The sequence below is a fragment of the Flavobacterium sp. LC2016-12 genome (assembly GCF_015351595.1).
Classification (GTDB): Bacteria; Bacteroidota; Bacteroidia; order Flavobacteriales; family Flavobacteriaceae; genus Flavobacterium.
In genome coordinates, this window is record NZ_JADKPT010000018.1 from 78,800 (window position 1) to 94,664 (window position 15,865).

At 34.7% G+C, this 15,865-nt stretch carries 12 protein-coding genes; 6 read left to right on the forward strand and 6 right to left on the reverse strand.

The features are described from left to right. Positions 1 to 3: 3 nt before the first annotated feature. The 3 genes from IRZ99_RS20615 to IRZ99_RS20625 all read right to left on the reverse strand — a co-directional run bounded on the left by IRZ99_RS20615 (position 4) and on the right by IRZ99_RS20625 (position 2,119). Positions 4 to 174 (reverse strand): hypothetical protein, encoded by a 171-nt coding sequence (locus IRZ99_RS20615; protein WP_194659260.1) that lies wholly within the window; start codon positions 172 to 174, stop codon positions 4 to 6. A 127-nt stretch (positions 175 to 301) separates the two neighbouring features. Continuing rightward, a complete protein-coding gene (locus IRZ99_RS20620) occupies positions 302 to 1,483 on the reverse strand; it encodes a hypothetical protein (protein WP_194659261.1) in 1,182 nt (393 codons plus the stop codon). A gap of 42 nt (positions 1,484 to 1,525) precedes the next feature. Beyond that, positions 1,526 to 2,119: a dihydrofolate reductase family protein gene (locus IRZ99_RS20625; RefSeq protein WP_194659262.1), complete on the reverse strand. Its 594-nt coding sequence runs from the start codon at positions 2,117 to 2,119 to the stop codon at positions 1,526 to 1,528. A 690-nt stretch (positions 2,120 to 2,809) separates the two neighbouring features. Between IRZ99_RS20625 and pyrR the strand changes: the two genes are divergently transcribed. The 6 genes from pyrR to IRZ99_RS20655 all read left to right on the forward strand — a co-directional run bounded on the left by pyrR (position 2,810) and on the right by IRZ99_RS20655 (position 7,328). Further along, entirely contained in the window at positions 2,810 to 3,349 is a 540-nt protein-coding gene (pyrR, locus tag IRZ99_RS20630; RefSeq protein WP_026984444.1) for a bifunctional pyr operon transcriptional regulator/uracil phosphoribosyltransferase PyrR, read from the forward strand. Positions 3,350 to 3,449: 100 nt separating this feature from the next. Continuing rightward, on the forward strand, positions 3,450 to 4,376 hold the full coding sequence (locus IRZ99_RS20635; protein ID WP_194659263.1) for an aspartate carbamoyltransferase catalytic subunit: 927 nt from the start codon (positions 3,450 to 3,452) through the stop codon (positions 4,374 to 4,376). Between the two features lie 118 nt (positions 4,377 to 4,494). Further along, positions 4,495 to 4,827, forward strand: coding sequence for a ribonuclease Z (locus IRZ99_RS20640; RefSeq protein WP_194659264.1), 333 nt, complete (start codon positions 4,495 to 4,497; stop codon positions 4,825 to 4,827). 179 nt (positions 4,828 to 5,006) lie between these two features. Continuing rightward, positions 5,007 to 5,912 (forward strand): ribonuclease Z, encoded by a 906-nt coding sequence (locus IRZ99_RS20645; protein WP_194659265.1) that lies wholly within the window; start codon positions 5,007 to 5,009, stop codon positions 5,910 to 5,912. A 90-nt stretch (positions 5,913 to 6,002) separates the two neighbouring features. Further along, positions 6,003 to 6,647, forward strand: a complete 645-nt coding sequence (gene pdxH / locus IRZ99_RS20650) for a pyridoxamine 5'-phosphate oxidase (RefSeq protein WP_194659266.1) — start codon at positions 6,003 to 6,005, stop codon at positions 6,645 to 6,647. A 174-nt stretch (positions 6,648 to 6,821) separates the two neighbouring features. After that, the gene (locus IRZ99_RS20655; protein ID WP_194659267.1) at positions 6,822 to 7,328 is read left to right on the forward strand and encodes a CAP domain-containing protein; all 507 of its coding nucleotides are present in this window, start codon (positions 6,822 to 6,824) and stop codon (positions 7,326 to 7,328) included. Positions 7,329 to 7,472: 144 nt separating this feature from the next. Here the strand turns inward: IRZ99_RS20655 and IRZ99_RS20660 are convergent, their stop codons facing one another. The 3 genes from IRZ99_RS20660 to IRZ99_RS20670 all read right to left on the reverse strand — a co-directional run. Continuing rightward, entirely contained in the window at positions 7,473 to 9,395 is a 1,923-nt protein-coding gene (locus IRZ99_RS20660; protein WP_194659268.1) for an OmpA family protein, read from the reverse strand. A 13-nt stretch (positions 9,396 to 9,408) separates the two neighbouring features. Beyond that, positions 9,409 to 10,326: a type IX secretion system membrane protein PorP/SprF gene (locus IRZ99_RS20665; RefSeq protein ID WP_194659269.1), complete on the reverse strand. Its 918-nt coding sequence runs from the start codon at positions 10,324 to 10,326 to the stop codon at positions 9,409 to 9,411. 163 nt (positions 10,327 to 10,489) lie between these two features. Then, positions 10,490 to 15,865 (reverse strand): gliding motility-associated C-terminal domain-containing protein (locus tag IRZ99_RS20670; RefSeq protein WP_194659270.1); only part of this gene is annotated, 5,376 nt, incomplete at its 5' end.

Below are 15,865 nucleotides of genomic sequence, written 5' to 3' on the forward strand. Positions count from 1 at the left end.
TTTTTATTTTCTGAAAAGCTTAGCGAAAATGAAAATAATGATCGCAACAATAAAGATTACGATAAATATTCCGAATCCCATTCCGGCTTTAAAAATATCTCCTATAACTTCGCAACTTGTAAATGAAAATAGTATTACGAATACCATTAACAAACGTGTAATGTTCTTTTGCATGATTTTGCTGTTTTAAATTTTTTAAAAAGAATTTAGTATTCTAATTATCGTTAGAATAAAATTACTTCAATCAGCAAAAAAAGTTCTTACACAATTTGGTTGAAAAGTTCTATGATTTGGAGATATACTATTGTTCTACAATTTCAAACCATGGGATTTCAAATCGACCGTTCATAAAATAAATGTTTACTTTATCATTATATTTTAGTCTGTCGTATAAATCTTGTGATACAGAAACATCTTCAATTTCTTTTAAGCTTCCCCAAGGAGTTAATTTTAAATAATATGTCTTTGTTTTGCCACTACTAACATGTTTATCTAAAATCGTAGCATTATATATTTTTGGTTCTGATTTGTCATACATACAATTTAAAGTTACAACCGTACTGTAACTGTAACCATACATAAAAAGTGCAAAGCCAATAATAGAAAAATTAATTTTATTATCATTACGACTAAACTCTTTATTTCCAACGCATAGAATGGCCAGATATACGAAAAGTATAAGTATTGACGGAATCCAGACATTTGAATAATCAAAAATCTCGTAATCTAATAACCCTCTTAAACAAAGTCCCATTGAAGACGAAAATATCGCCCAAAAAATACTAGGATAAGCACTGTCTTTTCGTTCATCAATTCTAATTAATCCGTGATGATATTTTAGAATTAAAAGACATGCCAGCGGAAATATTATGGATGTAATTATAGCGTATTCATAAGGATTTGGAAAAAATAATGTCCAGCCACCAATGATTCCACCAATCCAATTTAGAATTTTGGCAGTTTTAAAAGCTTTAGTCAGCTTAACTTCTCTTTCTTTAGAAGTGATTCCAAATTCTTGATTGTTTAATATTTCTTTTCTTTCCTGATCAATTTGAACTATATCAAGATCAGAAAAATTATTTGATAACCATTCCTTAACTTCAGCAGTTTTTTCAAAATAGGTACTAATTTTAATAGTTTTTTTATGTTCATTTTTTGATTCAATGAAGATAAATTTATCAGCTATTCTGTATCCCTTAATTTCATTAAATAGTAATTCTTTTGTTGAAAAAACACCAACTGTAAATATTTTATTTTTATCAATAACAAATTTTCCCTTATAGGCATCTACCATTCCAATAATCATTAATGAAATCATTGCTAATGACATCAAAGCTAAAAACCAATATGCATCTGGATTTATATCATTTTTAAATCCCGGTATGAGGGGAGTAAATAAAAGCCAGGTAAAAAGAGCAATGAATAAGGGGCCTATGATATATATAAAAATTGCCCAGCCTTTAGAAATTTTGTATTCTTTCATTTTTTAATTGAAAAGGTTTGTTTTGTTATTTTAGTTATTTTCTTATTCTCCAATTGTTCCAGTCTTAATATCTCCAGCGCGTTTATAACTCACAGCAATAACGCCACTTGGTGTAACCGTACTTTCAATTAAAGTAAATCCTGCCGCAGTTGAGCTATCATCAAACAATTTTTTCCCTTTGCCCAAAATTATAGGATAAATTAAAAGTGCAAATTCATCAACTAAATCATGTTGAAGCAAAAGCTGTACAAGTGTTGCGCTTCCCCAAACTTTAATGTCGCCGCCGTCTGAATTTTTCAGTTTTTTTATATCTTCTATAGTGGAAAGGAATTCGATATTTTCCCAATCAGAGTTTTCTCTGGTGGAAGATAAAACGTATTTGGTAACGTCATTAATTCCCTGCCAGCCTTCTGCATGTTTTGGCCAATAGTCTTCAAAAATATCAAATGTTTTTCTGCCTAAAAGAATATCTGCAGGTTTCATTTGTTTCTGCATGACATTGCCATATTCTTCATCTCCAAAAGGCGCCACCCAGCCTCCATATTCAAAACCGCCCGAAGTATCTTCTTCAGGGCCACCGGGTGCCTGCATTACGCCATCGATTGTAATCATGGTTATGACGATTATTTTTCTCATGATGTTTGGTTTTTATTGTTTTATCAAATATAAAAATAGTAATAATATATTGAAATTAAGGTTGTTAACTGTTTGTTGCTTTTAATTAATACATGTTGTTTTGTAATGTTTTTTCATGATTAAGAAATGGAATTCCTCTCGCTGTTTTTTTGTTTATGAATTTGTTTTTGGAAATTTATTGTAAATATTATGCAAAAGAAGAAGAATAAAATCAAAGCGTCTACCTTATTAGAGAAGTGTTTTTTGTCATTTTCTGCAAATCGTTTCATAATTTGTTTTGTTATTATATTCTCATTCTTAATTAACTTGGTTGTGTAGAGGTCAACTTGTCTATTGTAATCTGAAGAAATAGAGCTTCTGTGGAAATAAACAATAGTGAGAAATATTAAAATAATAAATATTTGATAAAAATGGGAAAGAGTTAATTTAGTAATTTTAATCATAATTAAAATTTAGTTTAAGAGTACACTTTGCAGTCGAGGAAATTGATCGTATTAAAATGTTGAATTTTTGGTATTGCTAAAATATGATTTTATTGCCATAAATGTTAGTTGCAGAAAAATATTAAAATATCCACTTCTAAACTCCAAAATTCCCCATCCAAACCAAAAAAAAATATTTCCCCACTCAACACCCCAACAAATAAATTCTGATTTCGTATATTTGCCCAACCAAACATCACACTTAATTATGAGCCAAAAAGTATTACTTAATTCAAAAGAAGTTACTATCATACTCCATCGTTTGGCTTGTCAGTTAATCGAAAAACATCTTGATTTCTCCGATACTATTTTGGTCGGGATTCAGCCAAGAGGCGTTTTTTTAGCTGAACGTTTAAAACAAATATTAGAAGATGAATATAAGGTTCCTGAAATTTCTTTGGGATATCTGGACATCACTTTTTTTAGAGATGACTTTCGCCGTACTGATAAACCGCTTGAAGCCAATAAAACACAAATCAATTTTATAGTCGAAGACAAAAAAGTCATTTTTATCGATGACGTTTTGTTTACAGGACGAAGCATTCGTTCTGCCTTAACCGCAATTCAGTCTTTCGGGAGACCGTCAGAAATCGAATTGTTAGTGTTAATCGACAGACGTTTTAGTAGAAATTTACCCATTCAGCCCGATTATCGTGGCCGTCAGGTAGATGCCATTAATGATGAAAAGGTAAAAGTTAGCTGGAAAGAAAATGAAGGCGAAGATGTAGTTTACCTGGTGACAAATTAGTTTAATCGGTTAACCGGTTAATTGTTTAATCGGAAAAGCCAAGCGATTAAACGATTTAATAAATAAACGATTAAACAAACAAAACATTTAAACAAACACAATGAAAGAATTAAGCGTAAATCATTTATTAGGAATCAAATACATCAACGAGAATGATATTAACCTAATTTTTGAAACGGCAGATCATTTTAAAGAAGTCATTAACCGACCGATTAAAAAAGTTCCTTCATTACGAGATATTACCATTGCTAACATTTTCTTCGAAAATAGTACCCGAACCAAGCTTTCGTTTGAGTTAGCCCAAAAAAGATTATCGGCAGATGTTATTAGTTTTTCTGCAGCTCAGTCTTCGGTTAAAAAAGGAGAAACACTTATTGATACTGTAAACAATATCCTTTCGATGAAAGTGGATATGGTTGTAATGCGCCACTCCAATCCCGGAGCGGCTTATTTTTTATCTAAAAATGTCAAAGCAAGTATCGTAAACGCTGGCGACGGCGCGCACGAACATCCAACGCAGGCTTTGTTAGACAGTTATTCAATCAGAGAAAAACTGGGTGATGTTGCCGGAAAAAAAGTAGTTATTGTAGGCGATATTCTACACTCTCGTGTAGCGCTCTCAAACATATATGCTTTGCAAATGCAAGGCGCAGAAGTAAAAGTGTGCGGACCAAAAACATTAATTCCAAGATATATTGAATCACTTGGAATTACCGTCGAGCCGAATTTACGAAAAGCCTTAGAATGGTGCGATGTTGCCAATATGCTTCGTGTACAAAACGAACGTATGGACGTAAACTTTTTCCCATCAACAAGAGAATACGCACAACAATACGGAGTCGATAAACCTTTATTAGATTCTCTTGGAAAAGAAATCGTCATCATGCACCCGGGACCAATCAATAGGGGAGTAGAGATTACTTCTGAAGTAGCGGACTCTGATCATTCCGTAATCCTGAATCAGGTAGAAAATGGAGTGGCGATAAGAATGGCGGTTATTTATCTTCTGGCTTCTAAAATACAGTAAATTTTAGTTTATTTTGTTTCAAGTTTCAGGTTTCAAGTTTTGGAACGCTGAGTTTGAACTTGAAACCTGAAACTTGAAACCTGAAACAACAATAAAAAAAACTTCGTACCTTAGTAAAATGAAAGTAGATCAAAAAGGACATACCGTTACGATTAAAGACACCCAGGGAGATTTTAATTCTTTTTTGGAAAAAGTGACGCAACAATTTAAAACCTTTGAAAAACAAAATATTATAATCGATTTGTCAGCTGATACTAATTTAGCGGAAAGCGATTTGAAACTTTTTCTGCCACTTTCTAAACAACACAAAAAAGCTAAGAAATCATTTGTAATTGTAGTTTCTGATCTTGATTTCAATGCAATTTCCGGTAAATTATTAGTTGTTCCTTCTCTTTTAGAAGCGCACGATATTATCGAAATGGAAGAAATTGAACGTGATCTAGGATTTTAAAAATGGGTTAATCGTTTATTTGTTTAACTGGTTAATCGTTTTTTTGCAGAGCTTAAAATTTTAGACAATTCACTACTTATCAACAAACGAATAAACTAAATTTGTTGAGCCGTTTAATCGATTTTGTAATTTAACAGTTGTTCGATTAAACAAATTAACAATTAAACGAATAAACCAAATTGAAGCTCACGATACTTGGCTGTTATGCCGCAACTCCCAGAACGCTAACTAATCCGACTTCGCAGGTTTTAGAAATTAAGAACAGATTATTTTTAATTGATTGTGGCGAAGGAACTCAGGTGCAATTGCGTAAGAACAAGATTAAATTCTCAAAAATTAATCATATTTTTATTTCTCATCTTCATGGAGATCACTTGTATGGATTAATTGGAACCATTTCGACTTTTTCGCTCTTAGGGAGAAGTACTGATTTGCATATTTACGGACCAAAAGGAATAAAAGAGCTAATTCTGCTTCAATTAAAACTAACAGAATCCTGGACAACTTATAATTTGTTTTTCCACGAATTACAGTCGAAGGAAAGCGAAGTGATTTTTGAAGATCAGAAAGTCATCGTAAAAACGATTCCGTTAAAACATCGTGTTTACACCAACGGATTTTTATTTCAGGAAAAACCAGGAGAAAGAAAATTAAATGTTGAAGCAGTTCAGCAATATGATATTCATGTTGCTTACTACCAGAAAATAAAAAACGGCGGTGATGTTACACTAGATGATGGGACTGTAATCGAAAATGCAAAATTATCTTTTGACCCAATTCCATCAATGAGTTATGCCTTTTGTTCCGATACGGTTTACAGTGAAGCAATTATACCGATTATTGAAAATGTAGATGTTTTATACCATGAATCAACGTTTTTGGAATCGGAAGCTGCTTTGGCACAAAAAACTTTACATTCAACTGCAAAAGAAGCTGCGAGAATAGCGCTCAAAGCAAATGCAAGGCAACTCGTTTTAGGCCATTATTCCACCCGATACGATGGAATAGAACGTTTTAAAGAAGAAGCTGAAAGTATTTTTCCGAATGTACTTTTGGGAGATGACGGAGTTTCTTTTGAGTTTTAATTAAAAAAGGTTCTAAGATTCTGAGATACTAAGATTCTAAGTTTTTTTGAAACCTGAAACCTGAAACCTGAAACAAAAAAAACAAAAACTATGAACGATTTAAGCAATTATAGAAAGTCTTACGAAAAAAGCGAATTATTAGAAACTAATATTCCGGAAGATCCAATAAATCTTTTTAACCGATGGTTTCACGAAGTAGAAGATTTTGGTGGAAACGGAGAAGTAAATGCCATGACGGTTTCAACTATTGGTTTAGATGGTTTTCCGAAATCTCGTGTTGTTCTTTTGAAGAAATTTTCTGAAGAAGGATTTATCTTTTATACCAATTATAATTCGGAGAAAGGAAAAGCGATTGCTGCGAATCCACATGTTTGTCTGTCTTTCTTTTGGCAGGAAATGGAACGTCAGGTAATCATTAAAGGAATTGCGCAGAAAACTTCTGAAAACATTTCAGACGGCTATTTTGATTCCCGCCCGGACGGAAGTAAATTAGGCGCGATTGTTTCTAATCAGAGTGAAGTAATTCCATCAAGAACATTTTTAGAAGAAAACCTTAAAAAATTAGAAGTAGCATTTGAAGGAAAACCAATTCCGAGACCTGAAAATTGGGGCGGATTTTTGGTAACTCCTTTAGAAGTAGAATTTTGGCAAGGAAGACCAAACAGGTTACATGATAGGATTCGATACCAGAGTCAGTCTGATTATTCGTGGAAAATCGAACGATTATCGTCTTAGTTGTAAGAAAATTACTCAAGTGTAAAAAAATAGTATGTAGTTCGTCGATTATATTTGTAGTTTAACGGTAAATTGAATACGTTTGGTGTAAGAAAAAACGATTTAATTTAAATATAAAAATTTAAAGGATTTGCCCCAACATTTACTTTAAGCTTGCGTAAACTACTGATGACTATGAAGAAGAAAATTATGCACACCATGCTGTTCATTGCAATAAATATTGCAATGAACTCATGCTCTGCCGATACTGCCGAGGGAACTGAAAGTAGTACTCCAACAAAAACTCTGATAACTGATTATACTTACAATGATTCAGAGTTAGAAACAATGCAATTGATAAACAATTACCGCGCAACAATTGGTTTAAATGCATTGCAAAAAATCAATCATATTTCATCTCAGTGCCTGGATCATAATAATTATATGATTGCTACTAATACGGTAAATCATAACGATTTTACTGCTCGTTCCGAAAATATAATGGAAGTACTTGGCGCTACAAAAGTTGGTGAAAATGTTGCTTATAATTATAAAACTTCTGAGGCTGTATTAAGAGCCTGGCTGGAAAGCCCTGGTCATAAAGAAAATATCGAAGGTAATTTTACCCACTTCGGTATAGCGGTGACAATAGATCCTGCAACAGGAAAAAAATATTACACTAACATCTTTGTTAAAATTTAAGATAATTTAAAACTGGTTGGTTTTTATTAGTGATCGTTGCGACTCTAAGGGTTGCAGCGGTTTTTTTTTTTTTTTTTTTTTCAAAAAAAAAGCTGTCTTTTTTAAGACAGCTTTTTAAAATGTATGAAAATCTTAATTAACTAATTACAGTGCAGTAATAATAAATTCGCTTCGTCTGTTTTCTTGATGTTCTGCTTCGGTACATGGTACATTATCAGCACATTTGTTTACTAGTTGCGTTTCCCCATATCCTTTACCGGTTAATCGGCCTTTATCTACACCATTTTTAATTAACCATTGAATAGTCGATTTTGCTCTTCTGTCAGATAAGGCTTCATTGTATTTAAATGTTGCGCGGCTATCTGTATGCGAGCGAATATCAAGTTTCATTCCTGGGTTTTCATTTAATACAACTAGTATCTTTTCTAAATCAATGGCCGCTTCTATTCTAATATTTGATTTATCTAAATCAAAATAAATCATTTTTATGCCAAAGCAGGTTCCTAAATCATCGCCTATAGTTACACGACAGGTGCTTTTATCCAAAGCGATGGGTAAGTTTGTTTTTCCACTAACTTTTCCTATTGTGATACTAACTTCTTTAGTTTCATATTCTTCTTTTTCGGCTCTCACATTATAGGTTTTTCCACAGTCAACCGGGAAACTGTAATTTCCTGATACATCTGCAATTGTGGTATTCAACACAGTTTGGTTATCATATAAGCTTACTTTTGATTCTGGCAAAACAATACCCGTTTTAGCATCGGTTATAGTACCGGTTAACTCCTGAATACATCTTAATTTTTTGGTCTCCAGAAATTTGTAAATGTCATCTGAACCCTCTCCGCCATCTTTATTAGAACTGAAGTACCCTTTTCGGGTTTCCGGATCAATCACATAAGCAAAATCATCTTTTGGTGAGTTAATATCGGCACCTAGATTTTGAATGTCACTAACAGTTCCGTTACTTCCAAGTTTTCCGGCAAATACATCTAAACCTCCAAGGCCGGGATGTCCGTCTGAGGCAAAATAAATTTCGTTTTCATCGGTTACATATGGGAATGTTTCTTTCCCTTCTGTATTTATAGTTTTGCCCATGTTTTCGGGATTGCCAAAACTACCGTCACTGTTAATACTTACTTTATATAGATCAGACTGACCTAACGTTCCAGGCATATCAGACGCAAAATATAATGTTTTTTCATCAGGATTAAGTGCCGGGTGTGCAGTGCTGTAATTATCGCTGGAAAAAGATACTGGTGTAATGTTGGTCCATTTTTCATTTTCCAGAGTGGCTTTATAGATTTTGATTAAAGTAATTTTCTCGCCATTTTTTCCTTTTTTTCCGTCCGCGTAATTGTTTCTTGTGAAATAAACCGTTTTTCCATCTTTGGTAAAAGCCGGTGATGCCTCATGGAATTTGGTATTTAGATCTGTTTTGAATTTTTTTACTTTTGCAGAGTCGACATCGGCTACATATAAATTTGTAAAATATTCTCCAGTCCATTTGTGTTTACGTTGAGAAAAATTTCCAGTATCTCTGGCTGAAGCAAAATAGATTTTGTTGTCATGGACAAAAGTTCCGTAATCAGAATATTTAGAATTGATTCCAGCATTCTCAATATTGTAACGTCCGGAATTGGCTTTTATCTGATCAAGATAGTTTACATTTTGCTCGTAAAGTTTTGCTCTATTATCTGTTTTGTTTTTGGCGTTAAATTCACCTAAAAGTCTATTAGCCTTATCTGCCTCTCCAATAGATTTTAAGGACTGAGCATATCGGTAATAATATTCAGGTTCAACGGCTGTGTTCATAGCAAATAGTTCACCATACCATTTTGCTGCTCCTTCAAAATTTGAATTGAAGTAGTAGGCGTTCCCCAGTTTCTTAAACATGTCTTCGGACTTATATCCTTTACTTGCTACTTTCTCGTAGGTCTTTATTGCATCAACATATGCATAGCTGTCGTATTTTTTATCAGCAGCATTTATCTTTGATTGCTGTGCATAACTGTCAAATGAAAAAACATTTACAATTATTAGGCAAAGAAGTATATAATTTTTCATAATCATAGTTTTTTTAGAAGAAACGAGGGGTTGTCATTTTACCATTTTTTTTGAAGAATTCATAACGAAGAAATATCTCGTGTGATCCTGAATTGTAATTGTTTAGGTTTGTGGTTTCACGGTCATAACCATAACCTAAATAAAGCCCGTCTGTGATCTGAAATCCAACCATAGCACTCAATGAAGCGCTCCATCGATAAGCAACACCCACTACGAATTTGTCATAGAACATAAAATTGGCTGATAAATCTACCTGAAGTGGTGCTCCTTCTACCATTTTGGTTAGAACGGCAGGTTTGAATTTTATATATTGGTATTTATCGAGATCAAATACATAACCCGCCATCAAATAATAATTGATTTTGTCTTTGTAAATGGCTACATCATTATCATCATATCTGTTTGTTTCAATGAAATTAGGAACAGAGAAACCAATATATGCCTTATCGGAATGCCAGTAAACTCCAGCTCCCACATTTGGAGAAAATTTATTATCAAGATCCTGAAACTGTGGATCTCCAGCATCTTCCGGATTCAGTTTGCTGACATCTAAATTGAAAATATTAGCGGTTCCCTTGATACCAAAAGATAGTTTGAAATTGGCAGATGTCTGCACGGTATATGAAAGATCAACAGAAATATTATTCTCATTTGTTGGCCCTATTTTATCATTTACCAGAGAAGCTCCAATTCCAATATTACTATTGTTGATTGGTGTGTTAACTGAAAAGCTACTTGTTTCGGGAGCTCCATCCAGTCCGACCCATTGTGTACGGTATAAGCCGAAAACACTTAAGGCTCCACGAGAACCTGCATAGGCAGGATTAATATTTATAGTATTGTACATGTATTGCGTAAATTGAGAATCTTGCTGTGCAAAACCTACAGTCGTTACAAACATTATGACGAAGGAAAATAATTTTGTTCTCATAGTAGATATTTATTATTTTATTATTACTATTGATTTTTATTAATGGGACTTCTAAAATAAAAGTCAATACATTCGTATTTTTAAAAACAAGGATTTTGTTTGTTAATTTTACGCAACTCACTATAAATTAGTATCTTATAGTGAGTTGCATAATTTGTAATCTTTATTTTGACAAATACAGATAACCATCTTTTTTATTAGATTGTATTACATTGTTTCCATCTAAAGATTTATAATTAACAATGTAAAAGTATGTTCCCGGTGGCAGACCATCAGATTTATTGACAGTCGTTCTACCTCTGGAAATTCCGTCGAATGCGTTGGTTGTATTGTTGTAATTAGAAGTTTCGAACACTAATATTCCCCAACGGTTATAAATTTCAACTGTATTCTCAGGATAACATGTTATCTCATCAATACCATCAATTGTAAATACGTCATTTATTCCATCACCATTAGGAGAGAAAGCATTGTGTACCAATATGTTTTCACATGGCAATACTAGACAGTCATCATTTACTTGTATTGAAAGCACTATAGTTCTTGGACAAGTCTCGTCGATTATTTTGTATTCAAATTTATAATTGCCTACTGCAAGTCCAAATGGGTTAAATACGCTACCTTCTAAGGCATTGGTATTACTGATGTCAGACCATGTTCCCGTTCTCGGTTCTTCTGCAGGTAACAAATTCATTAAATCAATAAGAGAAGAATCTTCATTACAAGCCTCGCTTACAAGATTTGATATCGTTGGATTAACTGTTATAGTAATTGTTCTTGTTGCACAAACTTCAGGATGGTTTTTAAGACATATTTGATAATCATAATTATATGTTCCCGGAGGAGTTGTACTTGCAACATTTACATTTCCTGATCCATCAACTGTAATTCCCGGATCGCCATTAGTGCTAGGAAGTAAAGTAAAGTTTAACAATTCTATTAATGCAGGACCAAGATCAATTGTGTCATTGCTCAATACATTTCCGACATTTCCATAACCTTCACAGCTAACACTATATGTATCTGCAAGAGCATTTACTACAGGCGGAGCAGGCGGTGTGTTGATAACAGTTACAGTTACGATTGCTGTATCACAGTTTCCAAAATCAGCATTTTCACAAATTTGGTATGTTAATACGTATGTTCCTGTAGGTGTATTAGGAGCAACATCAACAGATCCATCAGGATTTAATGTCAAGGCTCCTGTAGGGTCCGGTGTAACTATTGTAAGCGTTACATCAGCAGGATTAAGAACATTTGCATTCAAGGTGTCATTAGGATAAACGTTTAGTACGCTTGTAGCTCCTGTATTTCCATTTATTGGTCCTGCGCTATCATCATTTGCAACAATTGCAAAGGTTGGTCGTGCAATACAATAAGGGTCTGCAGGCGGATAATTTAAAGTTATCGTTTCACTAGGATTTACAGATATGGTTAAATTTACCGTTGGACGCAATGTTTCAAATCCGTCTGGAGCTTCGATCCATTGATTGTTTTGGAATACCCATCCTGGCCAGTCAATACCATTTCCTTCACCATCAACCACAGCTCCTGGCCATAGTACTCTTCCGCTAAGTGGTAAATCGGTCATTGTGGTAATAACATTATTATTACTGTCTGCCCATGCAATTGTTACGCCATTTACCGGAGTGAAATTTCCAGGTATTACTACATAATCTACATATGGAACATCGTTTACACAAATTGCTGTTGCAGTGACAGTCATTACCGGAGCTTCTATGGTTACTGTAACAGTTGCAGTATCGCAATTCGAAGTTTGATCTGCTTCGCAAATTTGATAAACCATTGTTAAAGTGCCTACCGGAGCATTTGGTAAAATATCAACAGAACCATCAGGATTTAATTGTAAAAACTCATTTGGAGTTACCGTTGTTATAATAACATCTGAAGCAGTTACTACAACTCCTTCAATAGTATCATTTGGTAATACATTAAGGACATTAGGAGTTGTATGATTAACACCTGCAAATGGTCCTGCGCTATCATCGTTAGCAATGATATCTCTGTATTCTTTGCAATTGACACCAAAGTCAATATCTAAATGAACTAAATCTTCAGGCGTTACATTTACAATATATCCTGCATCAGGCGATGTTGTACAAACTGTATGCAATTGTGTTTTACCGGTTTTTGATGGTGCTTTTTTGTCTGCCAATGATGGTAGTACTTTTACTAAGCCACCAACTCCTAAAGCAATTGCAGTTGTTTCTAAATTGGTATCACGAACCAGTTTAACAGTATATTGTCCGTAAGGATTTTCAGTTTCTGGTCTGTCTCTCCAATATCCCTGAATTCCTATAATTACTTCTTCATGATATCCGTTTGGACCATCAACAAATACATTAGCACTTGATGCATTTCCGAATCCGCCAGCATTTAATTCACCAACATTTTGTGGACCTGCATAACTTCCATCTCCATTAAAATCAATCCATTCCCATAGACTGTACTCGATAGAGCCTTCGCTATCTGGAATGTTTTGAGTTACGCTGCCATCATTGTTGGCGTCATACCATTCATCCTGGATTCCATTTGCGTTTGTATCGTACCAAACATAATCTCCTAAAACAGGAAGGTTTGATTTTCCATAATTAAAGTTATGAACCTGGAATTTACAATCTTCAAGAGTAGTAAAGAACAAGCTGGAATCTACAGGGTATAATTGATAAGCACTATTTAAATTAGCATCTTGTACCTGAACTAAATAACTTCCTGCAGCCATGCCTGAGAAGGTATACATTCCATCTGCTCCCGTTAGACGGAATAAAATAGGTCCTGTGGTTGTTCCTTGCGGAATCAAGGTTACAGGTACATTTGCAATTGGTGTATTAGTGTCTACATTTATTATTTGTCCTGAGATTTTAATTCTATAGTTAGGCTCAGTTATAATTACTGTAGCTGTTGCAGTACAGGTTTGATTTCCACTATTTACAGATGATGTTGCTGTAAGCGTATAAGTTCCGGCTGGTAAATTGGTGTTTCCAACAACTTCATTATTTCCATTTGTAATAACAACTGTTGATCCAGTGCTGTTGGTTACTAAAATTGAACCATCGCTTTCTCCCATACAAGTTACATGTGATGCGATACCCGATACAGAAACTTTGTTTTCTACAGTAAAGGTTTGTGTCAATTCTGTTTTATTACCGGCACAATCTGTTAAAGTATAGGTTCTGATTAGGATATAAGCATTTCCTTCACAACCACTTGCTCCGTTATTAGAGTCAGTTATTGTAATGTTTATATTTTGACTGCAATTGTCCGCCGCATCGATTATATCACTTGGGCTTCCAACTGGAATATCAGCAATACTTTGCAAATTAGCAACATCAATTGGAGCGGTTCCGGTTGGAGGTGTTGTATCTTCTACTTTTATAATTTGTGTATGAGAAACTATATTTCCACCACAATCACTTGTTGTCCATTTGCGGGTTAAGGTATAATTGGTATTACACTCATTTTGAATATCACTTTTGATTTCAGAATATACAATAGGTAAATTTCCATTGCAATTATCAGAAGCTTCTAATGTAGCTGCTTCAGGAACGGCATCACAGGAAACTGTCATGTTTTGTGGAAGATCTCCGATAAATGTTGGAGACGTAGTATCCTGAATATTGATTAGCTGAGTAAAGGTATCCGAGATATTGCCACAATCATCTTTTACTGTCCATGTGTTGGTGTAAGTACCAGTATTGGCGCATCCTTCAGAAGCAATAAATTGTCCGCTTACTTTTTCAATATTACTAACATCTGTATCACATAAATCAGTTGCAACAGGGAATGAGGCTTGCGCCAATGCCAAAGCTGTTGTGTCACTACATTCTATTGTTATATTTAAAGACGCTGTTTCTGTTGTCCATGTTGGAGCTGTTGTGTCTTCGATCGTAATTACCTGAGTAAAGATATCGGAAGTATTTCCGCAAGCGTCTTTTACAATCCATGTATTGGTGTAAGTGCCTGCATTAGAACATCCTTCAGAAGCGACAAATTGACCACTTGTTTTTTCGATATTAGCAACATCACCATCGCATAAATCAGTTGCAATAGGGAATGTGGCTTGCGCCGATACCAATCCGGTTGTATCATTACATTCTAAAGTTACATTAAGAGATCCAACAACAGTAGTCCATGTTGGAGCTGTTGTATCTTCGATAGTAATTATCTGAGTAAAGATATCGGAAGTATTTCCGCAATTATCTTTTACAATCCATGTATTGGTATAAGTGCCCGCATTAGTACATCCTTCAGAAGCTACAAACTGACCGGCTGTTTTTTCGATGTTGCTAACATCAGTATCACATAAATCAGTTGCAGCAGGGAATAATGCTTGAGCGGCTTCTAATCCTGCTAGGTCACTACATTGAATCGTTTTATTTAAAGAAGCTATTTCTGTTTTCCATGTTGGTGCTGTTGTGTCTTCGATAGTAATTATCTGAGTAAAGATATCGGAAGTATTTCCGCAAGCGTCTTTTACAATCCATGTATTGGTATAAGTGCCCGCATTAATACATCCTTCTGAAGCTACAAACTGACCGGCTGTTTTTTCGATGTTGCTCACATCTGTATCACATAAATCAGTTGCTATAGGGAATAATGCTTGAGCGGCTTCTAATCCTGCTAGGTCACTACATTGAATCGTTTTATTTAAAGAAGCTATTTCTGTTGTCCATGTTGGTGCTGTTGTGTCTTCGATAGTAATTACCTGAGTAAAGATATCGGAAGTATTTCCGCAAGCGTCTTTTACAATCCATGTATTGGTATAAGTACCCGCATTAGTACATCCTTCAGAAGCTACAAACTGACCGGCTGTTTTTTCGATGTTGCTCACATCTGTATCACATAAGTCGGAAGCTGTTGGAAATGCGGCCTGCGCAGTAGCTAAACCGCTTAGGTCACTACATTGTAAAGTAACATTAAGAGATGCAGTAGCGGTGGTCCATGTTGGTGCAGTAGTATCTTGAATAATGATTACCTGTGTGAAAATATCAGTAGCATTTCCACAATCATCTTTTGCGATCCATGTATTAGTGTAAGTACCGGCGTTAGAACATCCTTGCGTTGGTATAAACGGACCACTTGTTTTTGTATAAGTAACAATGGTGCATTTTGCATTTGCAACTGGTGCCTGCCCTTGTGCAGCTGCCAATCCTGCTGTATCACTACATTCTAAAGTTACGTTTAACGTACCCGCTACTGTAACCCATGATGGTGCGGCACTATCCTGAATTGTAATTACTTGAGTAAAGGTACTTGATGAATTATTGCAAACATCTTTTGCTACCCATGTATTAGTATATGTTCCGGTACTTCCGCAACTTCCTTTTTGTAATGTGCCGCTTGTTTTGGTATAAGTTACTGTTCCTTCACAATTATCTGCAGCAACTGGTGCCTGATTTTGCGCAGCATTAAAACCTGCATCATCACTACATTGTAAGGTAACGTTTAGTGCATCAGCTGAGGTTGTCCATGTTGGAGCCGTAGTATCCTGGATAGTAATTAACTGAGTAAAAGTTTG

Bases quoted from the DNA above. Each gene is read 5' to 3' on its own strand.
- IRZ99_RS20615 (WP_194659260.1), bottom strand. From the start codon at position 174: ATGCAAAAGAACATTACACGTTTGTTAATGGTATTCGTAATACTATTT.
- IRZ99_RS20620 (WP_194659261.1), bottom strand. From the start codon at position 1,483: ATGAAAGAATACAAAATTTCTAAAGGCTGGGCAATTTTTATATATATC.
- IRZ99_RS20625 (WP_194659262.1), bottom strand. From the start codon at position 2,119: ATGAGAAAAATAATCGTCATAACCATGATTACAATCGATGGCGTAATG.
- pyrR (WP_026984444.1), top strand. From the start codon at position 2,810: ATGAGCCAAAAAGTATTACTTAATTCAAAAGAAGTTACTATCATACTC.
- IRZ99_RS20635 (WP_194659263.1), top strand. From the start codon at position 3,450: ATGAAAGAATTAAGCGTAAATCATTTATTAGGAATCAAATACATCAAC.
- IRZ99_RS20640 (WP_194659264.1), top strand. From the start codon at position 4,495: ATGAAAGTAGATCAAAAAGGACATACCGTTACGATTAAAGACACCCAG.
- pdxH (WP_194659266.1), top strand. From the start codon at position 6,003: ATGAACGATTTAAGCAATTATAGAAAGTCTTACGAAAAAAGCGAATTA.
- IRZ99_RS20655 (WP_194659267.1), top strand. From the start codon at position 6,822: ATGAAGAAGAAAATTATGCACACCATGCTGTTCATTGCAATAAATATT.
- IRZ99_RS20660 (WP_194659268.1), bottom strand. From the start codon at position 9,395: ATGAAAAATTATATACTTCTTTGCCTAATAATTGTAAATGTTTTTTCA.
- IRZ99_RS20665 (WP_194659269.1), bottom strand. From the start codon at position 10,326: ATGAGAACAAAATTATTTTCCTTCGTCATAATGTTTGTAACGACTGTA.